Origin of the sequence: Nocardioides mesophilus, assembly GCF_014395785.1 — a bacterium.
GTDB lineage: Bacteria > Actinomycetota > Actinomycetes > Propionibacteriales > Nocardioidaceae > Nocardioides_B > Nocardioides_B mesophilus.
This window is the reverse complement of the sequence record NZ_CP060713.1, coordinates 3082400-3102279: the sequence shown is the minus strand read 5'-3', so window position 1 is coordinate 3102279 and position 19880 is coordinate 3082400. Positions and strand designations below refer to the sequence as shown.

General features: G+C 73.2%; 16 protein-coding genes. 5 read left to right on the top strand and 11 right to left on the bottom strand.

Annotation, left to right across the window (positions count from 1 at the left end; translation table 11 throughout):
* Positions 1-33: 33 nt before the first annotated feature.
* Positions 34-1494 carry an MFS transporter gene (locus H9L09_RS15015; protein WP_187577683.1) on the bottom strand — a complete coding sequence of 487 codons (1461 nt, stop codon included), beginning with the start codon at positions 1492-1494 and terminating at the stop codon, positions 34-36.
* Positions 1495-1785: 291 nt separating this feature from the next.
* Between H9L09_RS15015 and H9L09_RS15010 the strand changes: the two genes are divergently transcribed.
* On the top strand, positions 1786-3030 hold the full coding sequence (locus H9L09_RS15010; protein WP_187577682.1) for a flavin-containing monooxygenase: 1245 nt from the start codon (positions 1786-1788) through the stop codon (positions 3028-3030).
* Here H9L09_RS15010 and H9L09_RS15005 read toward each other — a convergent pair.
* Both H9L09_RS15005 and H9L09_RS15000 read right to left on the bottom strand, forming a co-directional pair.
* Positions 2946-3467, bottom strand: coding sequence for a GNAT family N-acetyltransferase (locus H9L09_RS15005; protein WP_187577681.1), 522 nt, complete (start codon positions 3465-3467; stop codon positions 2946-2948). The genes H9L09_RS15010 and H9L09_RS15005 overlap by 85 nt on opposite strands.
* A 45-nt stretch (positions 3468-3512) precedes the next feature.
* Complete coding sequence (locus H9L09_RS15000; RefSeq protein ID WP_187577680.1) at positions 3513-3746, bottom strand: heavy-metal-associated domain-containing protein; 234 nt, start codon at positions 3744-3746, stop codon at positions 3513-3515.
* Positions 3747-3971: 225 nt separating this feature from the next.
* Between H9L09_RS15000 and H9L09_RS14995 the strand changes: the two genes are divergently transcribed.
* The 3 genes from H9L09_RS14995 to H9L09_RS14985 all read left to right on the top strand — a co-directional run bounded on the left by H9L09_RS14995 (position 3972) and on the right by H9L09_RS14985 (position 8957).
* On the top strand, positions 3972-6686 hold the full coding sequence (locus H9L09_RS14995) for an ATP-binding protein (RefSeq protein WP_187577679.1): 2715 nt from the start codon (positions 3972-3974) through the stop codon (positions 6684-6686).
* 179 nt (positions 6687-6865) lie between these two features.
* Complete coding sequence (locus H9L09_RS14990; protein ID WP_187577678.1) at positions 6866-7336, top strand: DUF6010 family protein; 471 nt, start codon at positions 6866-6868, stop codon at positions 7334-7336.
* A gap of 64 nt (positions 7337-7400) precedes the next feature.
* A complete protein-coding gene (locus H9L09_RS14985; protein ID WP_187577677.1) occupies positions 7401-8957 on the top strand; it encodes a molybdopterin-dependent oxidoreductase in 1557 nt (518 codons plus the stop codon).
* A gap of 39 nt (positions 8958-8996) precedes the next feature.
* Here the strand turns inward: H9L09_RS14985 and H9L09_RS14980 are convergent, their stop codons facing one another.
* The 6 genes from H9L09_RS14980 to H9L09_RS14955 form a co-directional block, all read right to left on the bottom strand.
* The gene (locus H9L09_RS14980) at positions 8997-9686 is read right to left on the bottom strand and encodes an aspartate/glutamate racemase family protein (RefSeq protein ID WP_187577676.1); all 690 of its coding nucleotides are present in this window, start codon (positions 9684-9686) and stop codon (positions 8997-8999) included.
* A 2-nt stretch (positions 9687-9688) separates the two neighbouring features.
* Positions 9689-10294 (bottom strand): cysteine hydrolase family protein, encoded by a 606-nt coding sequence (locus H9L09_RS14975; protein WP_187577675.1) that lies wholly within the window; start codon positions 10292-10294, stop codon positions 9689-9691.
* A 159-nt stretch (positions 10295-10453) separates the two neighbouring features.
* Positions 10454-13729, bottom strand: coding sequence for a heavy metal translocating P-type ATPase (locus H9L09_RS14970; protein WP_187577674.1), 3276 nt, complete (start codon positions 13727-13729; stop codon positions 10454-10456).
* A gap of 124 nt (positions 13730-13853) precedes the next feature.
* The gene (locus tag H9L09_RS14965; protein WP_187577673.1) at positions 13854-14063 is read right to left on the bottom strand and encodes a heavy-metal-associated domain-containing protein; all 210 of its coding nucleotides are present in this window, start codon (positions 14061-14063) and stop codon (positions 13854-13856) included.
* A gap of 105 nt (positions 14064-14168) precedes the next feature.
* A complete protein-coding gene (locus H9L09_RS14960; protein ID WP_187577672.1) occupies positions 14169-14894 on the bottom strand; it encodes a B3/B4 domain-containing protein in 726 nt (241 codons plus the stop codon).
* Entirely contained in the window at positions 14887-15486 is a 600-nt protein-coding gene (locus tag H9L09_RS14955; RefSeq protein ID WP_187577671.1) for a helix-turn-helix domain-containing protein, read from the bottom strand. The genes H9L09_RS14960 and H9L09_RS14955 overlap by 8 nt, the downstream gene beginning before the upstream one ends.
* 127 nt (positions 15487-15613) lie before the next feature.
* Here H9L09_RS14955 and H9L09_RS14950 point away from each other — a divergent pair, with 127 nt between their 5' ends.
* Positions 15614-17497: an alkyl/aryl-sulfatase gene (locus H9L09_RS14950; protein WP_187577670.1), complete on the top strand. Its 1884-nt coding sequence runs from the start codon at positions 15614-15616 to the stop codon at positions 17495-17497.
* 21 nt (positions 17498-17518) lie between these two features.
* On the opposite strand, the gene H9L09_RS14945 is transcribed toward H9L09_RS14950, so the two are convergent.
* Positions 17519-18433: a hypothetical protein gene (locus tag H9L09_RS14945; RefSeq protein WP_187577669.1), complete on the bottom strand. Its 915-nt coding sequence runs from the start codon at positions 18431-18433 to the stop codon at positions 17519-17521.
* Positions 18400-19845 carry a M20/M25/M40 family metallo-hydrolase gene (locus H9L09_RS14940; RefSeq protein WP_187577668.1) on the bottom strand — a complete coding sequence of 482 codons (1446 nt, stop codon included), beginning with the start codon at positions 19843-19845 and terminating at the stop codon, positions 18400-18402. The genes H9L09_RS14945 and H9L09_RS14940 overlap by 34 nt, the downstream gene beginning before the upstream one ends.
* Positions 19846-19880: the final 35 nt, after the last annotated feature.

The following is a 19880-nucleotide window of genomic DNA, read 5'->3' as shown; positions in this document are numbered from 1 at the left end:
GGGCGGGAGCACCCCCGCCGCTCCGGGCGTCGGTCAGTGCATCGGCGGGTGCCCGGTGGGGTGGGCTGCGGAGTGGGCGTCCTGACGCGGCACCGCGACGGCGGCGAACCCGGCCAGAGCGACCATGGCCAGCGCCACGACCGTGAACACCCGCGGGTAGGCGTCGACGAGTCCGGTGCGGGTGGTCAGGTCCCCCGCGATCGCGGCCAGCGTCGCGACGCCCAGTGCTGCGCCGACCTCGTGTCCGGTCATCATCACTCCGGAGGCGAGCCCGGACTGCGCGTGCGGGATCCCCGCCATGGCCGCGACCGAGATGGCCACGAACATCGGCCCGACCCCGAGCCCGATCACCACGAAGCCCGGCAGGATGTCGGCGAGGTACGTCGGGTCGGTGCCGATGCGGGCGAGCACCGTGGCGCCGACAGCGACCACCAGCAGGCCGGCCACCATGATCGTCTTCGGCGTGACGCGGCCCAGCAGCTTGGAGGCGATCATGGCGCCGACGGTGATCGCGGCAGCCAACGGCAGGAACTGCAGGCCGGTGATGATCGCGGAGCCGCCGAGCACCGTCTGCAGGAACAGCGAGCTGAGGAAGATCGCGCCGACCACGGCGCCGGTGATGACGGCCATCACGGTGGACGCCGAGATCAGCGACCGGATCCGCCAGGTGGCCGGCGGCACCAGCGGGGCGGGCACCCGGCGCTCGATCAGCGTGAACCCGCCGAGCAGCACGACCGCCAGGGCGAAGGCAGCGAGTGTCTGCGTGGACGCCCATCCCTCGGTGCGGGTGCCCTCGATGGCGAACACCAGCGCCAGCAACCCCGTCACCACGGTCGCCGCGCCGGGTGCGTCGAGGCGCCGCAGGCTGCCGGTGCGTCGTCCGGCCGCGACGGTGCGGACGGCCAGGATCGCGGCCACGATCCCGATCGGCACGTTGATGAAGAAGACCGCCTGCCAGCCGAAGACGGTGGTGAGGATGCCACCGAACAGCACCCCGGCGGCGATGCCCATGCTGCTGATGGTGCCCCAGATCGCCAGGGCGCTGGCCCGCTGCCGGCCGGAGTAGGAGGTCACGATGATCGCCATCGCGGCCGGGGTGAGCATGGCGGCGCCGGCGCCCTGTGCGCCGCGGGAGAGGATCATCATCGTCGCCGAGGACGCGGTGGCACTGACGAGGGAGGCGGCGGTGAACAGCCCCAGCCCGGTCAGGAACATCGCCCGGCGGTCCAGCAGGTCCGACAGCCGACCCCCGAACAGCAGCAGGCCGCCGCTGAGCAGCACGTAGGCGCTGACGGTCCACTGGTAGTCGGTGCTGGTGAAGTGCAGGGCCTTCCCGATGCTGGGGAGCGCGACGTTCACGACGCTGACGTCGAGGATGACCATGAACTGCGCCATCAGCATCACGCCCAGGATGGTCCACGGACGCCGAACCTCCGGCTCCGGGGCAGGATGTACGGCGGCCGGTGCGGCCACCGCGGTGGTGTCGTGCGACATGAGAGCTCCTTCGGGATCGGGTGCCTGGCGGCCGGATCGGCCGGTGGCACGACTCTCGTCGTCGCGCCGTTCCGGGCGCGCCGGGTGAACCGCCGGGATCAGCACCCGTTCCGGCGTGCGAGCCGCTGCTTCCGGGTGCCGCCCGGCTGTCCCGCAGCAGCCGCCGCAGCCCCGGAACGACGGGTCGCGTCGGCGCGGACCCCGGCCATTTCACCGGCGAGAGCGCCGTCGTCGGGCTCCTACGGTCGTGCTGTCCCGCTCGTTCCGCCCTCTCGCAGCTGGAGTGCTCCCATGTCCGACCCGACCATCTCCCGCCAGAAGCTCGCGGACTCCCCGCTCGACGTCGTGGTCATCGGCGCCGGTCAGGCCGGCCTCGCCGCGGGCTACCACCTGACCCGGCACGGCAGCCGGTTCCTGCTGCTCGACGCGGGACCTTCGGTCGGTCACGCGTGGCGCAGCCGCTGGGACTCGCTGCGACTGTTCACCCCGGCTGAGTACTCCTCGCTGCCGGGCATGCCGTTCCCCGCCGCCGCGGGCAGCTACCCCACCAAGGACCAGGTCGCCGACTACCTGGCGGCCTACGCCGAGCGGTTCGACCTTCCGGTGCTGCTCGACACGCCGGTCCGACGGCTGACCCGGACTGCCGACGGCTGCTTCCGCCTCGAGACCGACCGTTCCACGCTGCAGACCCGCCACGTCATCGTCGCCACCGGACCGTTCCAGGTCCCGGCCATTCCCGAGCCGGCCCGGTCGCTGGGCACCGACGTGGTGCAGCTGCACAGCGCCCGCTACCGCAACCCCAAGGACCTGCCGCGCGGACGGGTCCTGGTCGTCGGCGGCGGCAACTCCGGCCTGCAGATCGCCGAGGAGATCGCCGCCTCCCGCGAGGTCCACGTCGCCATGGGCAGCAAGCAGACGATGGTGCCGCAGCGTCCGTTCGGCCGAGACCTGTTCTGGTGGCTGACCGCGACCGGGCTTCTGACCCGGCCGGCAACCTCCCCGATCGCCCGGTTCTTCCGCCGGCGCGGTGGCGACCTGGTCATCGGGACCTCCACCAGGTCCCTGCGTGCCGCCGGGGTGACGTTGCGTCCCAGGCTGACCGGTGCCGACCACCGCACCGCCACGTTCGCCGACGGCAGCTGCTTGCAGGTCGACGCGGTGGTGTGGGCGACTGGGTTCCGCTCCGACTACTCCTGGATCGACCTGCCGGGGGTCTGGGACGGTCGCCAGCTCCGACACCGACGGGGCGTCACCGACGTGCCGGGCCTGACCTTCCTCGGCCTGCCCTGGCAGCACACCCGCGGCTCGGCGCTGCTCGGCTTCGTCCAGGACGACGCGGAGTGGATCGCCCGACAGGTGACCCCCGCAGGCAGGAGCGGACCGCGGTCGGGTGACAGGGATGCCCGGCTGCAGCGGCCCCTCCCCGACCGTCGCGGGACGACGTCGGGCGTCTACTCGGCGGCGACGTCGGCGGACGCCGCGGGCGACCAGGTCACCGTCACCTTCGGGCGCAGGGTTGCCCCGAGCCGCCGGTAGAACCGCTGGGCGTCGAGGTTGTCGGGCTCGACACCCCAGCGGACCACCAGCTGGTCGGGCGCGGCCGTCGCCGCCATCGCGGCCATCAACCGCCGACCCGCCCCGCCGTCCCGGTGGCCCGGTCGCACGTACAGGTCGTCGAGGGCGAGGACGTCACCACCGGTCCACAGGTGCAGCTGACGGACCGCGGAGACATAACCCACTGCGGCGCCGTCGCGCTCCGCGAGCAGCACGATGACCTCGGCTCGGCCGAGCAGCCTCCTCCACCCTGCCTCGTCCACGTGGACGTGACCCGTCTGGTTCTCGAGGGCGGCGATCTCGCCGACCATGACGGCGACGTCGGGGGCGTCGTCCGGGGTAGCCCGGCGGACGGTGACCGGGCAGAGCGGTGGCGCGAGCCCAGGTTGGGCGGGGCCGCGGGCGGTGGCGTCGGGCATGGCGGACTCCTGGTCGGGTCGTTGACGCGGATCGGTGGCGGGAGATCAGGGCACCAGCGCGTGGCCGGCTGCCTCGACCGCGGCGGCGATGTCGGCACGGTCGAGCTGCCGGGACGCGGTCACGGTGACGGTGCTGCTGGCCGGCTCGATGAGGACAGCGGCGACACCGGGGATGCTGCTGATCTCCTCGGTGACGGCGCGTGCGCAGTTGGCACACGTCATTCCGGCGACGCTGAAGGTGGTGGAGCCGACGAAGGTGCGGGGGGTGCCGGACAGCATGGGAGCTCCTGGAGTCGGGACGGCCTGCGATCAGCCTGGACCCGGCCGGCGCGGCCTCACGCCGGGGAAATCGCCGGGTTCGCGGTCTGGGTCGCCGGGTAGCCGGGCACGCCCGGTCGGTCCGCGTCGAGACGACGGCGCCATGGTGTGTCACCGGCCTCAACCTCGCACGGGGTCTCTCTGAGTCATTCCCGCGCTGCGCGCCGGCTGGGTAACGTCTGTTCCGTGCTACGGGGGCGTGACGCGGAACGCGCGGCGATCGCCGCGCTGCTGGACGGCGCGCGGGCCGGCTCCGGCGGGGCCCTGCTGGTCCGTGGGGTCGCCGGGGTCGGGAAGTCGACGCTGCTGGCGGACGCGGTCGACGCCGCGTCGGGCTTGCGGGTGCTCCGCACGTCCGGCGTGGAGTCGGAGTCCCCCCTCGCGTTCGCCGCGCTGCAGCGGCTGCTGCGGCCGCTCAGGGGGCGGCTCGACACGCTGCCCGCACCCCAGCACGCCGCGCTGGGCGCCGCCCTCGGCGAGAGCCCCGGGGAGGGTGAGCGCTACCTCGCCTACCTGGGGGCGCTGAGCCTCCTCGCCGAGGCGGCCGAGGAGGCACCGGTGCTGGCCGTCGTCGACGACGCCCAGTGGCTCGACGACGCGTCGGCCGGGGCTCTGCTGTTCGCCGCGCGGCGTCTGCAGGACGAGCACGTGGCGCTGCTGCTCGCCGTCCGCGAGGGCGACGCCCGCGGGATCGATGCGCCGGATGTGCCCTCCCTGGCGCTCGGCGGCGTGACGGGGGCGGATGCCGCGGCACTGCTGGCCGGCCGGGAGGCCCGGCAGGTCGACCCAGCCGTTCGCGACCGGTTGGTGGCCGAGACCGGCGGCAACCCGCTGGCGCTGGTCGAGCTCGCCCGGCTGCTCTCGGCCGAGCAGCTCGCCGGCCGCCTGCCACTGCCGGCGCCGCTGCCCCTGACCGGTGGGGTCGAGCGAGCGTTCCTGGACCGGGGTCGAGGCCTGTCCGAGCACGCGCAGCGGTTCCTCCTGGTCGCCGCTACCGACGACACGGCGCGGCTCACGGTGGTCCGCGACGCGGCCGATCGTCTCGGTGCCGGCGACGAGGCGCTCGACGAGGTGGAACGCGCCGGCTTGCTCCGCGTGGACGGTGACGAGCTGACGCTGTACCACCCGCTGGTGCGCTCCGCCACCTACCGGGCGGCCACCAGCGCGCAGCGTCGGGCCGCGCACGGCGCCCTCGCCGAGGTGCTGCGCGGCGACCCGGACCGGCGTGCCTGGCACCTGGCTGCCGCCGCCGACCGGCCGGACGCAGACGTCGTGGCTGCCTTGGACGGTGTCGCCGAGCGGGCTGCTGCGCGCGGCGGCCACGAGGCCGCGACCGCCGCGTGGGCCCGCGCCGCCGAGCTCACCGGCGACCACGAGGACCGGGGCCGGCGGCTGTACCTGGCGGCGTCCTCGGCCTGGCTCGGTGCGCACCCCGCACGAGCCGCCGCGCTGGCGCAGGCCGCCGCCGGGGACGTCACCGACCCCGTGCTCCGGGCCCGGCTGCTGACCCTGCAGGGCCAGCTCGAGTGGAACACCCGGTCACTGCACGAGGGTTACGACCTGGTCCTGCAGGCCGCCCAGATCGCGGCGGACGTGGACCAGCAGATGGCCCAGGGGCTGGCCATGCTCGCCGCTTCGCTGTCGGCCTTCGGCGCCCGCTCACCCCGCAGCGTGGACCCGACCGTCCTGGCGCCGGCGCCGACCCCGGATGCGCCGCCGCTGGTCCGGGCGGCCTCCGCGCTGCTGCACGGATTCACTGCCGTCGCCGATCGCGACTGGGCCACCGCCAGCGAGCTGTTCCGGCGCGCGTACGCGCTCGCCGAGGCGCACACGGTGGACGACCACGTGCTGCAGCCCAACCTCGGTGTCGCCGCCATGCTGATCGACGACGACGAGCAGGGGCTCCGGCTCCACGAGCAGCAGCTGACCGCAGCCCGCCGCGCCGGTGCACTGAACATGGTCGAGCACGCCCTGACCCGCGGCGCCCACTTCCAGATCGCCACCGGTGCATGGGCACGGGCATCGACCGCGGCCGCCGAGGCGTTGCCGCTGCTCGCCGGCACCGGCCACCGAGGGCTTACGGCGCTGCCCACCGCCCAGCTGGCCCTTCTCGCCGCGCGGCGCGGCGACGCCACTGCCGACCCGCACCTGGCCGAGGTGAGGACGATCCGCGAGAAGCACCCGGTCGGCATCACCGACCCCCTGGTGGTCGACCTCGTCCACTGGGCACACGGACTGCGCAGCCCCGGGCAGCCGGCGACCGCGCTGCACCACCTCGAGCAGATGACCATGCCGGCCCTGCGACGCATGGCGGCGCTGGACCGGCTGGAGACCGCCGTTCGTGCCGGGCGCAGCGACCTGGCCCGGTCCTGGTTGGAGGAGCTGGAGGAGTTCGCCACGGGGACCGGCACCCCCGCAGCCCGCGCGGTCGTGGAGCACGGCCATGCCCTGCTGGCCGACGGCAGCGACGCCGACGAGCACTTCGCCCGGGCGCTCGCAGCGCACGCCGGCTCCCCGCGCCTGCCGGACCGTGCTCGCACCGAGCTGGCCTACGGGGAGCACCTGCGCCGGACCGGCCGCCGGGTCGACGCGCGAGCCCATCTCCGCACCGCCCTGGCCCTGCACGAGGAGCTCGGCGCCGTCCCCTGGGCCGAGCGAGCCGCGCAGGCGCTGCGCGCCTCGGGCGAGACCGCACGCCGCCGGGACGTCTCCACGGCTCCCCAGCTGACCGCGCAGGAACGGCAGGTCACCGCGCTGGTCCGGCAGGGCCTGTCCAACCGGGACGTGGCCGCTCAGCTCTTCGTCAGTCCGCGCACCGTCGACTTCCACCTGCGCAACGTGTTCACCAAGCTGGGCGTGACCTCGCGCGCCGAGCTCACGGCGCTCCCCCTCGACGGGTGACCCGGACCGCAAGACGGTGAGACGGTGAGACGGTGAGACGGTGAGACAGAAACGGTCGCCGTTCGCCCGACGCCGTACGACGAGCCGGCGACGAACCTGGCGATTCCACCGGCGTGAGGGCCGGCTGACCGTCCCTAGCGTGCTGGATGCCGACCACACGACCAGCCGAGGAGCCGTCGATGAACACCCTCACCACCGCAGCTGCCCCTGAGGTCTCCGGCCGCACCCGCCTGTCCGGCGCACTCACCCGGCGGTGGCCGACCGGGCTCGGTATCGCTGCCACCCTCGTCAGTCTGGCGCTGGTCTCGCCGCTGCCCGGACGTGTGCAGACCTGGATCAGCGCCTGGGGGGTACTCACCGCTGCGGTCATCTACCTGACCTGGGGCACCGCCCGCGGCGAGCTCGCGGCAGCCCGGTGGCTGACCGCGCAGACGGGGGCGGTGCTCGCCTTCGCCGCGGTGGCGATCACCGCCGCAGCCGCCGATCCGACTGCTGCCCGCTACGTGCTCGCCGCGGGCTGGCTGGCCCACGCCGCATGGGACGTCGCCCATCACCGGGCGAACCGGGTGGTGCCCCGCTGGTACGCCGAGACCTGCCTGGTCTGCGACGTCATCCTCGCCACCGCACTGCTGACCGTCGGCACGACCTGACCCAGCGCGAGGCGTACCACCGCCGACCGTCCCTCCCACCCCCCACTCACAGCAGGAGCTCCGCATGGCTGATCACACCCCAGGCCTTGGCCGGACCGGCCTCCTCGCCGGCCTGCTCGCCGTCGCCGCCGGCGAGATCACCGCATCGATGACCCGCCACGGCCGCTCCCCCGCCTCGGGCCTGGCGCGCGGACTCGTGGACGTCGCCCCGGCGATGCTGGTCGACGGCGGTGTCGCACTGGTCGGCCGCGCGGACAAGCCGGGCCTGGCCGCGCTCGCCACCGGCGCCAGCGGGCTGGCCGCCGCGACCGGCGGTGCCCTGGCCGCTCACCGTCCCCTGCTCGGCAACGCCGTGGCCGCTGCCCCGCACGCGCTTGGCGGCTACCTGGCGGTGCGTCGCGGCGATGCGTCCACAGCCGACACCGCCGCCGCGGCCGCCGTAGCGATGCTGGTCGCCGCCACCGCGACCACCCCGCTACGGGTGCGACCACGGGCGGTTCTCGCCGGGACCGCAGCGACGGCCGTCGCAGTCGTGGCCGCCGACCGGCACGCCCGCCGCCGCAGTGCCGCCCTGCTGCGCGAGCGGGTGACGCTCCCGGCGCCCGCCCGGCCGCTGCCGCCGGTCCCGGCCGGAGTGGCCGATCCGCAACCCGGAGTGGCCCCCGTGCTCGCAGAGCCGGGCCGGATGCCGGTCATCGACATCACCGTGCCCGAGCCGCGGATCGACCTCGACACCTGGCGGCTCACCGTGGACGGCGACGTGCGCGAGCCGATGACCCTGACGCTTCGCGACCTCCTCGAACGGCCGCTGGAGGAGCGCGACCTTCTCCTGGTCTGCGTGCACAACCCGGTCGGTGGCTCGCGCATGGGCTGTGCCCGCTGGACCGGCGTCGGCCTCGGCGACCTGCTCGGGCTGGTCGGTGCCCCGTCCGAGGGCTGGCTCGTGGCAGAGGCCGTCGACGGCTACCGCAACGTGCTCCCGCTCGGCGTCGCCCGCGACCACGGGTTCCTCGCCGTCGGCATGGCCGGTCAGCCGCTGCCGCGCGAGCACGGCAGTCCCGCCAGGCTGATGGTCGCCGGCCGCCACGGTCAGGACGGCAACCTGAAGTGGCTGCGCCGGCTGACCGTGACCAGCACCCCGCCGCTGTCGTACTGGGGCAGCCGCGGCTGGCAGGACGGGACCTACCCGGTGCACCCGGGCTCCCGGATCGACTCGCCGGCGGCCCATGCGCGAGTCGAGCCCGGCGCGCTCCGGGTCCAGGGCTACGCATGGGCACCGCCGGCCGGGGTGGGGGCCGTGCAGCTCCAGGTCGACGGCGGCGCATGGACCGATGCGGCGCTCGGCGTCGACCTCGGTCCGAACGCCTGGCGACCCTGGTCCCTGACCTGGGACGCCGCTCCCGGCGCGCACCGGCTGCGGGTGCGCTGCCGCAGCCTGCAGGGGCAGTGGCAGGAAGAGGCCACCACGACGCCGTACCCGCACGGGCCTGGCGGCATCCACACCCTCACCGTTCACGTCGGCGGCTCGGCCGCCGGCCCGACCGTCCGGCGGCTGCTCGGTGAGGCCAGCACCCGCCTGACCTGGACCGTCCGCAGCGTCGCCGCCTGGCGCGACCGCTGACCCGCGGCCCGGTCACCGGCGTCGGATCGCGCCGACCGGTCAGGCCAGCGCGGCGGCCACGGCGGCCTCGGCGTGCAGGCGCGTGGTGGGGAACACCGGTACGGCGACGTGCTCCTGGCCGATCAGCAGCTCGATCTCGGTGCAGCCGAGGATGATGCCCTGCGCTCCTGCGTCGATGAGCCGGCCGATGACCTGCTGGTAGGCCCGGCGGGACTCGTCGCGGACCACCCCGAGGCAGAGCTCGTCATAGATGACCCGGTGCACCAGGTCGCGGTCCTCCGGGCCGGGGACGCTCACGTCCAGGCCGTGGGAGGCCAACCGGTCCCGGTAGAACTCCTGCTCCATGGTGAAGCCGGTGCCGAGCAACCCCACACGCTGCACTCCGGCCCGGAGCACGGCGTCCGCGGTGGTGTCGCCGAGGTGCAGCAGCGGCACGGAGACCGCGTTCTCCACGGCATCGGCGACCTTGTGCATCGTGTTGGTGCACAACACCAGGAAGTCGGCGCCGGCGAGCTCGAGCCGGCGGGCCACCTCGGCCAGCCGGCTTCCCGCGTCGTCCCAGCGTCCCTCGGCCTGCATGGCCTCGATGTCGGCGAAGTCGACGGAGTACATCACGCACTCGGCGGAGTGGAGGCCGCCGAGCCGCCGGCGTACCTCCTCGTTGATCAGCCGGTAGTACTCGATGCTGCTCTCCCAGCTCATCCCGCCGATGAGGCCGATCGTCTTCACCGTCAGGCCCCCGTTCTCGGACCGGTGCCGCGTCGGCTCTCGGCAAGCAGCTCGGCCGTCGAGGTGACGTGGGCGAACTCGCCGTGCAGGTTCACCGCGGTCGCGGTCGCGAGCTGGTCGGCGGTCAGCGAGCGGTCGTCCGGGCCGGTGCGGTCGAAGGTGTGCGTGGCGTCGAGGGCGAACAGCACCTGGTAGCCGAGGTTGCCGCCGACGCGCGCGGTGGTCTCGCAGCAGTGGTTGGTGGTGATGCCACAGACCACGAGTCCCTGGATCGCGTTCAGCTGCAGCCAGGCATGCAGGTCCGGCGTGCCGTGGAAGGCGGAGTTCACCTGCTTGGTGACGAGCAGGTCGGGCTCGGGCTCCAGGTACGGCTTGAGCTCGTTGCCGGGCCTGGACGGATGCAGCGGCGAGTCCGGGGAGTCCGAGTCGTGGCGCACGTAGACGAGGGGCCGCCCGGTGCGGGCCCACTCGGTGACGAGGGCGGCGATGTGGCGGTCGCAGTCGGGATTGTTGCGCGTCCCCCACCAGGGATCGTCGAAGCCGGCTTGGGCGTCGACGACCACCAGGGCGGAACCGTCGAGGTCGACCTCGCTCCACGGCTTGCTCATGAGTCGCTCCCGGGGAAGTGGCTCCTCGAGCGCCCCGGGACGAGCCGGGGCTCCCGAGGGTGGGCAGGTGCAGGGCGCCGAGCATCTCGCGGTGACTCCGATCCGGGCAAGTCCCCGGGTCTCGCGGGAGGTCGACGCGGTGCCGTCGGTGAAGTCGGCTCAGCCGGCGTGCAGCAGGAACGGGGCGGTGACCACAGTGCCGTCGGCGAGTCGGAACTGTGCCCACAGCCGGTAGTCGCCGGGGGTGTCGAACCGGACGTGCAACTCGAGTTCCGGGCCGAACTCGGTGCCGGGGACGGCGAACACCGGCCGGCCCTGCGCGTCCTCGGTCTCGGCGTGCCGGTGCCCGAACGTGGCGCCGTCGGCACGCATCACCACCACGTGGCCGGCGGCACCGAGGTAGGGCTGCAGATCGGTGACCGGGGCGCCCGTGGCCGCATCGGCGAAGCCGAAGTGCAGGTCGCTGGTCTCGCCGACGCGGGTCTCCCCGGTCAGGGTGATCGTGACGCCGTCCCGTGTCGCGGTGCGGACGTCCTCCTGGCGCAGGGTGGCCGGCCGGGAGGGGGTGCCCGTGCCGCCCACGGTGACTGCGCGGCGGTCGAGCACGTCGGTCATCTGGCCCTGGCGACGGAACTCGGTCGCCACCAGGTAGCGGCCGGCGGTCGGGAACGTCGCGCTCACGGCGTACACGCCCGCGGTGCCGGTGGGCTCGGGGTGGATGTGCGCGAAGGTCGCGAGGTCGGCGCGGGTGATGATCATGTGCATCCACACCTGGTGGGTGCGGACCAGGTCGTCGACCAGATCACCGGTGCCGGCGTCGCGGACGGTGACGGTGAGCCGGGTGGGCCGGCCGGGCAGGGCATCCCGGGGCACGACGACGTTCACGTCGAGTCCCGCCTCGTGCGGGCTGACCGGGTCGGACTCGGTGGTCTCCATGACGCTCATCGCCGGCCGCATCGGCATGCCCATGCCCTCGGTCCAGGCGAGGATGCCGTTCATGCCGCGTTCGGCGGTCTCGGTGCGGCTGGCCCAGGTGAACATCGAGCCGAGTGCGAGCGCGACCACGGCGATGCCGGTCAGGTAGGCGTACTGGCCGGCGCGGTCCCGCAGCCGGGTGTGCAGGATCTCCTGAGCGGTGGCGGGCCGGCGGAAGCCGCGCAGCCGCTGGGCGTTGGTGACCACGCTGACCGAGCTCATCGCCATCGCGGCGGAGGCGAGCACGGGGTCGAGCAGCAGCTGGTCCCACCAGTACAACGCGCCGGCAGCGACCGGGATCAGCAGCACGTTGTAGGCGAACGCCCAGGCGAGGCCCTGCTTGATGGTGGCCACGGTGCGCCGGGACAGCGCGATCGCGGCGACGATGCCGCGCAGGTCGCCGCCGACCAGGGTGATGTCGGAGGCGGCGATCGCGACGTCGGTGCCGGTGCCGATCGCGATGCCGAGGTCGGCCTGGGCCAGCGCCGGGGCGTCGTTGATGCCGTCGCCGGTGAAGGCGAGCACGTGGCCCTGCTGCTGCAGCTCGGCGACGCGGGCGGCCTTGTCCGCCGGGAGCACCTCGGCGACCACGTTGCTGATCCCGACCTCGGCGGCGATGGCGCGGGCGGTGGCGGCGTTGTCGCCGGTGATCATCCACACCTCCAGACCCAGCGCCTGCAGCTGGGCGACCGCCTCGGCGGACTCCGGCTTCACGCTGTCGGCGACCGCGATCAGGCCGGCGAGCAGCCCGTCGACCGCGACGAACATCGGGGTCTGGCCGGCGCGGGCGGCGGTGTCGGCGTCGTGCTCCAGCGGACCGGTGATCGTCCCGGCCGCGTGCAGGTGCGCCCGGTTGCCGACCAGGATGCGGTGGCCGTCGACGGTGGCGGTGATGCCGAACCCGGGAGTGGCGGAGAAGTCGGTGGCGGCGGGCAGCGGCAGCTGCCGCTCCCGGGCCGAGGCGACGATCGCCTCGGCGACCGGGTGCTCGCTGCCGACCTCGGCCGCCGCGACCAGGGCGAGCAGCGCGTCGGGTTCCCAGCCCTCGGCCGGCGCGATGGCGACCACCTCGGGCCGGCCGTGGGTGATGGTGCCGGTCTTGTCCAGCACGACCGCGGTGAGCCGGTGGGCGGTCTCGAGGGCTTCCCCGTTGCTGATCAGGATGCCGAGCTCGGCGGCCTTGCCGGTGCCGACCATGACCGCGGTCGGCGTGGCCAGCCCCAGCGCGCAGGGGCAGGCGATGATGAGCACCGCGATGGCGGTTCCGATCGCCAGGGTGAGCCGGTCCGCGTCGGGCCCGAACAGGGCCCAGCCGGCGAAGGTGGCGACGGCCAGCAGCAGCACCACCGGCACGAAGATGCTCGAGACCTGGTCGGCGAGCCGCTGCATCGGGGGCTTCGAGCCCTGGGCGTCCTCGACGAGCCGGATGATCTGCGCCAGCGTGGTGTCCGCGCCGACGGCGGTGGCGCGGAGGACGAGGGTGCCGCTGCGGTTCATGGTGGCGCCGATGACGGCGTCGCCGCCCGCCTTGGTCGCCGGCACGCTCTCGCCGGTGAGCATCGACTCATCGACAGCGGAGGTGCCCTCGGTGACGACCCCGTCGACCGGGATCTTCTCGCCGGGACGGACCCTGACCAGGTCGCCGACGACGACCTGCTCCAGCGGTACGTCGACCTCGGTGTCGCCGCGCACCACGCGGGCGGTCTTCGGCGACAGCCCTACCAGGGCGGTGATCGCCTCGGCGGTCCGCTTCTTGGCGCGCGCCTCCATCCAGCGGCCCATCAGCACCAGCGCGATGATCACCAGCGAGGTCTCGAAGTACACGTGCAGCGGGAGGCCCCAGCGCTCGGCCAGGCCCGGCCACAAGGTGACGAAGCTGCTGTACCCGTAGGCGACACCGGTGCCCATCGCGACCAGCGTGTTCATGTTGGTGGCGCCGTGCTTGGCCGCCGCCCAGGCAGCCTTGTAGAACTCGCTGCCGGCCCAGAACTGGACGATGCTGGCGATCACGAAGATCAGCGGCATCAGCCAGTCCATGGTGTCGAGGTAGATCGGCACGTACATGACGGCCATCAGCCCCAGGCCGGCAGTGAGCGCGACCTGCCACTTGCGCTTCAGCGACGCGATGTGTGCGTCGCGCTCGGCGTCGCGGCGTCCTTGCTCGGTCGCGGGCTCGACGGGTCCGGCAGCGTCCTCGCCGGTTCGGCTCGGCGCAGGGCGCACGGTGCCGACGTACCCGGCCTTGCCGACGGCGGCGGTGAGCTGCGCGACCTCGACGTTGCCGGGGTCGAAGGTGACGGTGGCGGTCTCGGTGGCCAGGTTGACGCTGGCCTCGGTGACTCCGTCCACCTTGCCCAGGGCGCGTTCGACGCGACCCACGCACGACGCGCAGGTCATGCCGCCGATGTCCAACGTGCAGGTGAGGCTGGAGCCTGTCGGTTGTGTACTGGTCTGGGTCATCGCGGTTCTCCGCCTGGTCCGGTGGTGGCTGGCCTTGCTGTCGATGCTGCTGCTGCGGTGGGGCGGGCGGCGCCGGCGGAATCGCCAGGTTCTCCACCCCACCGCGGGGGAAGGGTGCGGCTGGTCAGGAGGCGAGCTGGTAGCCGGCCTCCTCGACCGCGGCCCGGACCTGGGCCGGGTCGACCGGGTCGCCGCTGCTGGTCACGGTGACCTGCCCGGAGGCGAGGTCGACCCGCACGTCGGTGACCCCGGCGATCTCGGAGACTTCACTGGTGACCGACGAGACGCAGTGGCCACATGTCATGCCGGTGACCTGGTAGGTGGTGGTGCTCATGGCGGTTCTCCTGGTGAGCGGAGTGGTTCGGACACCCCCCACGGTCGCCGGGTCGGGCGCCGGTGGCACCGGCGGAATCGCCAGGATCCGCGAACGCCGCTTGCCTCAGGGCGCCTGCGCGCTGATCAACCGCTGGGCGACGCGGAGCTCGGGCGCGATGCGACGCAGGTGGGCCAGCAGATCGGTGCCGGCCGCCGCGAGCTGCTCCTCGGTGACGGGGTCGAGGGCATCGAGGATGAACAGCGCCGCGGTGGTGGCCGCGGTCAGCTGGGTACGGCGGCCCTGGCGCCAGTTCCAGCGGCGGCAGGTGACACCGACCGCGTCGCACCACACCACCTCACCGGGCTCGGGATGCTCCACCACGGCTGCGCCGTCGGCGACCGTGTCGAAGGGTTCCGTGCCCTCGGCGCGGATCAGGCGCGGTGATCCGACGTACTGGTCGAGGTCCTCGCCGCCGAGCGGGATCTGGTGCAGGACCGAGACCGCGTTGTAGATGTCGGTCAGACGGTTCACCCGCGGCAGGCCGGACGAGGCGCGTCGCAGCAGCGCCTCCAGGCTGTTGCGGGTGCGCTGCGGCTTGGCACCGAACCCTCGATAGGCCTCCCGCCAGGCCGCGACCTGCCCGATCTCCTCGACCGGCCGTTCCTCGAGGGCCGTGCGGGCCGCCGCCTCGGCGTTCGCGAGCAGCGCCTCGGTCGCTTCGTCGCAGGGCCCCGACGCCGGGAGGCCGTCCACCGCCAGCAGCAGCACCCGGTAGTCGGGGCGCAGAGCGAACACCGCCGGATCCACGGTCGCGCCGGCGAGGAGCGCGTCCAGCTCGAGCTCAGGCATCGTGCCCCTCCGATCGAGTGCCGACCCCCTGCTCGAACACCGCGAGGGAGAACCTCGCGGCCCTCTTGCCGGCATTGAGGTAGGAGTGCGCGACGTCACCGGGAAAGGCCACGGCGTCGCCCGCCCCGAGCGCCAGCGACTGGTCGGCGACCGTGACCGAGACCTCGCCCTGGTGGACCTGGATCAGCTCCTTGGTGCCCGTGGTGTGCGGCTCGCTCTCATGCCGGTCCCCCGGCTCCAGCGTCCAGTCCCACAGCTCCACGACATCGGGCGGCTCCGTTCCGGCCACCAGCACGCCGCGACCGCCGGCCTCGCCGTTCCACAGCACCGCGCCCTCACCACTCCGGGTCACCTTCACCGGCCCAGGACCCGGCGGCTCCACCAACGCCGGCAGCCCGATCCCCAACGCGTCGCTGATCCGCAGCAACGTGCCGACGCTCGGGTTGGCGGCCCCCTGCTCGACGTTGACGACCGCGCGGCGGCTCACGCCCGCCATCTCCGCAAGCTGGTCCAGCGTCCAGCGGCGGGTCTGCCGCTCGCGCTTGACGCGCACCCCGATGGCCGCCGCCAGCGATGCAGTTCCCTCATCCATGAAGTGCAGTCTACTGCACTAGTCGTGCACTCATGTTCGAAGGGGGCGACAGCCGCTGCGGCACCGCAGCTCGCCCAGGGACGTCGGACCCTTGTCGCCCGGCCTCGGTCCACCGCTGACTGGGATCATGACGACTCCGGTGATCCCAAGCCTCGCCGAGCAGCACCGACGCCTGCTCGACACGCTCCCCTTCGACGACACCGCCGACTTCGAGGCAGTCACCAGAGGATTCCTCGGCGCGCTCGACCCGCCGATCGTCCACGACACCGAAGGCCGGGTCGTGTGGGACCTGGCGTCCTACGCGTTCCTGGACGGCGAGCCGCCCACGACGGTCAACCCGAGTCTCTGGCGGCAGTCCCAGCTGCTGACCAGGCACGGGCTCTTCGAGGTCGTGCCCGGCATCTACCAGGTGCGCGGCCTCGACCTGTCGGTGATGACGTTGGTCGAGGGCGAGGCAGGCGTGATCGTGATCGACCCGCTCATCTCCTGTGAGACAGCGGCCGCTGGGCTCGCCCTCTACCGGCGGCACCGCGGCGAACGACCCGTGACCGGACTCGTCTACACCCACAGCCACGCCGACCACTTCGGCGGCGCCAAGGGGGTCACCACCCAGGCCGACGTCGACGCCGGCCGGGTGCCGGTGCTGGCCCCGGAAGGCTTCCTCGAGCACGCGATCTCCGAGAACGTGCACGCCGGGACCGCGATGGCGCGACGGGCGGGCTACATGTACGGCGCGGCGCTCGAACGCGGCCCGCACGGTCAGGTCGGGGCCGGCCTCGGGCAGACCACCTCCACGGGGACCGTCTCGCTGATCCTGCCGACCCGCGACATCACCACGACCGGGCAGGAGGAGACCCTCGACGGCGTCCGGATGGTGTTCCAGATGGCGCCCGGCACCGAGGCGCCGGCGGAGATGCACTTCCACTTCCCGGGCTTCCGGGCCTTGTGCCTGGCGGAGAACGCGACCCACACGCTGCACAACCTCCTCACCCTCCGAGGAGCCCTGGTCCGCGACCCGCACGAGTGGGCCAGGTACCTGACCGAGGCGATCGAGCTGTTCGGCGACGACACCGATGTCACGTTCTCCTCGCACCACTGGCCCACCTGGGGTCACGACGAGGTCATCGAGTACATGTCGCTGCAGCGAGACCTCTACGCCTACCTGCACGACCAGACCTTGCGCATGCTCAACGCCGGCCTGGTCGGCAGCGAGATCGCCGAGGAGATGGTGCTGCCGCCGGCGCTGGACCGGGCGTGGCACGCGCGCGGCTACTACGGGTCGGTCAGCCACAACGTGAAGGCGATCTACCAGCGTTACATGGGCTGGTACGACGGCAACCCGGCCAACCTCTGGCAGCACCCTCCGGTGGAGCGGGGTCGGCGCTACGTCGAGCTCATGGGCGGCGCCGAGGCCGTCGTGGCCAAGGCGCGGGAGTCTTACGAGAGTGGCGACCTGCGTTGGGCCGCCGAGGTGCTCTCCCACGTCGTCTTCGCCGACCCTGGTCACGCCGAGGCTCGGGCCCTGCTCGCCGACACCTTCGAGCAGCTCGGCTACGGCGCCGAGAACGGCACCTGGCGGTGCGCCTACCTGTCCGGGGCGCACGAGCTCCGCAAGGGCAGCTTCGGCACCCCGATCAGCCCCGTGGCGGCGGACGTCGTCGCCTCGCTCACCCCGGCCCAGCTGTTCGACTCGATGGCGGTGCGGGTCAACGGTCCCCGGTGCTGGGACGAGCGGATCACGGTGGACCTGGACCTCGGGGACGGAGGGCGTTTCCGGCTGCGGCTCGCGAACGGCGTGCTCACCTACAGCACCGCGGCCCAGCCCACCCCCGCCGATGCGACGCTGCGGATGCCCGGCACCGCACTGCCCGCCCTGATGACGGCTGCCTCACTGACGCCGGAGACCCTTGCCGGCCTCGGCGTCGAGATCGACGGCGACCCAGGTGCGCTGGGCCGCCTCGTCGCCGCCCTGGACGCCCCCGACCCCGACTTCGCGATCGTCACGCCCTGAGGCCCACGCGGGGGCTGCCGCCTACCGCGCCAGCCGCTCGGCAGCGGTCAGGTCCGTGCCCGCGTCGTCGAACACCTGCGCCATCCACCGGAGCCGGCGGTCGAGCTCTGCGTAGACGGGCTGCAGCTTCTCCCGGATCGACGCGATCTCCTCGGCGAAGGCGGCCGGGGCGGTCTCGCCGGCGGTCACCTTGGCCGCGATGGAGTGGTACTCCTGCCACAGGTCGACGTACGGCGCCAGGTGTGCCTGGCCGCCCCACTGCAGCTGGTCGAACCCCGGGTCGTGGCGCGCCAGCTCGGCCACGTAGGACTCGTAGGCGAACAGCCGGCCGGCGTTGGTGAGGCCGGTACGGCGCACGTAGGTCCCGTTGGCCAGCCCCGGGTTGCCCGCCTCGAGCGCATCGATCGCCAGCTGCATGCGAGTCGCGTCGCGCTGGAGCTGCTCGTGGGGGAACACGTACTGGTCGAAGACATCGAGCGCCACGAGCTTGCGGAGCAGCTCGCGCTCCGCCGCCAGCATCAGCGCGCCCACCTTGCGCTCGGCCTGGACCCGTCCCTGGGCGAGCCGGGCGTCCAGCCGCTCCGCGGCCGAGCCGAACGCCGCCACCGCGGCGTGCAGCTCCGCGACGGCCGACTGGTCGACACCGGGGAGCTCGGCCAGCCCGACGCCGGGCTCGGCGTGGTAGTCGATGCGCGCCTTCGCCTCGGTGAATCGCGCCACGAAGTCGAGGATCGGCAGCTCCGCGCGGTCGTGGTCGACCCAGATGTCGTTGACCACCTCGATGTTCATCGCCAGGTAGTCAAAGTCGACGTTCTCGATCACGTCGTAGTTCGTGTGGTAGTTCCGCGTGAGGTACTGCGTGCCGACGGTGTTGAAGTAGATGCTCGGGATGCCGGCAGCCGTCAGCGTGAAGTGGTCCGCGTTCGCCCACACCACGTTCTGCGCCAGGGTGCCGTACGGGGTGCGGGACGGGTCCGACCGCAGCTTCTCGACCGCGTGCGCCAGCAGCTCCCGTGGGTGCGGACCAGCAGCCGCTCCCCCGGGTCGCCGGTGCCGAGCAGCTCGAAGTCGAGGCTGAGGATCGCCTTGCGTCCCCAGTCCGGCCGCTGGTGCGTCACGGCGTACCAGACCCCGATCAGCCATTCGTAGTAGGCGTCGGTGTAGCCGTACTCCTCGTTGGTGCTGGCCAGGAACAGGAGCGTGCGGCGCGGTCGGAACCCCGACTCCCGCATCGCCTTGACGACGCCGAGCATCGCCGCGATCGCGGTCGCGTCGTCCGCCGCACCGCGGAACCACGCGTCGTGGTGGCCGGTGAAGATGATGAACTCGTCTGCCCGATCCGTGCCGGGGACGGCACCGAGCACGTTGTAGCCGACGCCGCCGTCCTTGGCCCGGGTGAGCTCCACGTCGGACTTGAGGGTGACCCAGGTCGGGCCCGCCGCGACCCGGTCCAGCAGGTCGTTCGCCGCGTTGCGCGTGACGAAGACGAAGGGCACCCAGTCGTCGTCGTAGGTGCCGTCGAAGCTCAGCAACCCGTCGTCACGCTTGTTGTAGAAGGCCCCGGCGGCTGTCCGACCGGTGTAGAAGATGACGGCCAGCGCCCCCTCCAAGGTCGCCTGGTGCCCGTGCCGGTTGACCCAGTGGTCTCCGAAGGCCCAGTCGACCAGCACGATCTTGCCGGTGGCGTCGACGCCGGCGTAGTTCGCGGCCTGACCGGCACCGAGGTCGATCACCTCGGCGGTGATGCCGCTCTGCGGGGTCCCGGGGACGCCGCCCCACGAGCTCGCCTCGAACGTGGGGCCGTCCTGCACCGCGACCGACGCGCCGTTGAACACCCAGCGGTCGATCGGGACAGGCAGCTGGGCCACCTGGTGCATGCCCAGGGAGCGCATCTCGCTCTCGATCCAGTCCGCGGCCTGCAGGTTCGCCGGAGACCCGCCCGGGCGCCACCCACCGGGCGTGTCGCCGAACGCGGTCACCCGCTGCGTCACGTGCCGCAGGTAGTCGGTGTCGATCGCCTGGTTCAGCGAGGTGGCGCTCCCCCGCCACGGAGCCCCGCCTCGCTCCTGCGCCGCCGCCGAGCCACCCCATGCGGGGCCGAGCAGTCCGGCGGCGACACCGCCGACGCCGCCGGCCAGCACCTGCCGCCGGGACAGCCGGCTGGTGACGTGCCGGTTCATCGCCGCCGTGACCGAGGGCGGCTCGCCGAGGTCCGCCGGGTCGGGGGCGTCGGCGCCGTGACCGAGCACCAGGCTCAGGTCGTCGACGTCTCTCAGGGCCCACCACCGCTCCTCGCCGGAGTCGGTGGGAGGGACGGTCTCGCTGGGCTTCGGCTCGCGTTCAGGCATCGTGGCCTCTCCGGACCACTGCCCGCCGGAAGCTC

Coding starts and splice junctions, on each gene's coding strand:
- H9L09_RS15015 (WP_187577683.1), bottom strand. CDS start 1,494: ATGTCGCACGACACCACCGCGGTGGCCGCACCGGCCGCCGTACATCCT.
- H9L09_RS15010 (WP_187577682.1), top strand. CDS start 1,786: ATGTCCGACCCGACCATCTCCCGCCAGAAGCTCGCGGACTCCCCGCTC.
- H9L09_RS15005 (WP_187577681.1), bottom strand. CDS start 3,467: ATGCCCGACGCCACCGCCCGCGGCCCCGCCCAACCTGGGCTCGCGCCA.
- H9L09_RS15000 (WP_187577680.1), bottom strand. CDS start 3,746: ATGCTGTCCGGCACCCCCCGCACCTTCGTCGGCTCCACCACCTTCAGC.
- H9L09_RS14990 (WP_187577678.1), top strand. CDS start 6,866: ATGAACACCCTCACCACCGCAGCTGCCCCTGAGGTCTCCGGCCGCACC.
- H9L09_RS14985 (WP_187577677.1), top strand. CDS start 7,401: ATGGCTGATCACACCCCAGGCCTTGGCCGGACCGGCCTCCTCGCCGGC.
- H9L09_RS14975 (WP_187577675.1), bottom strand. CDS start 10,294: ATGAGCAAGCCGTGGAGCGAGGTCGACCTCGACGGTTCCGCCCTGGTG.
- H9L09_RS14970 (WP_187577674.1), bottom strand. CDS start 13,729: ATGACCCAGACCAGTACACAACCGACAGGCTCCAGCCTCACCTGCACG.
- H9L09_RS14965 (WP_187577673.1), bottom strand. CDS start 14,063: ATGAGCACCACCACCTACCAGGTCACCGGCATGACATGTGGCCACTGC.
- H9L09_RS14960 (WP_187577672.1), bottom strand. CDS start 14,894: ATGCCTGAGCTCGAGCTGGACGCGCTCCTCGCCGGCGCGACCGTGGAT.
- H9L09_RS14955 (WP_187577671.1), bottom strand. CDS start 15,486: ATGGATGAGGGAACTGCATCGCTGGCGGCGGCCATCGGGGTGCGCGTC.
- H9L09_RS14950 (WP_187577670.1), top strand. CDS start 15,614: ATGACGACTCCGGTGATCCCAAGCCTCGCCGAGCAGCACCGACGCCTG.
- H9L09_RS14940 (WP_187577668.1), bottom strand. CDS start 19,845: ATGCCTGAACGCGAGCCGAAGCCCAGCGAGACCGTCCCTCCCACCGAC.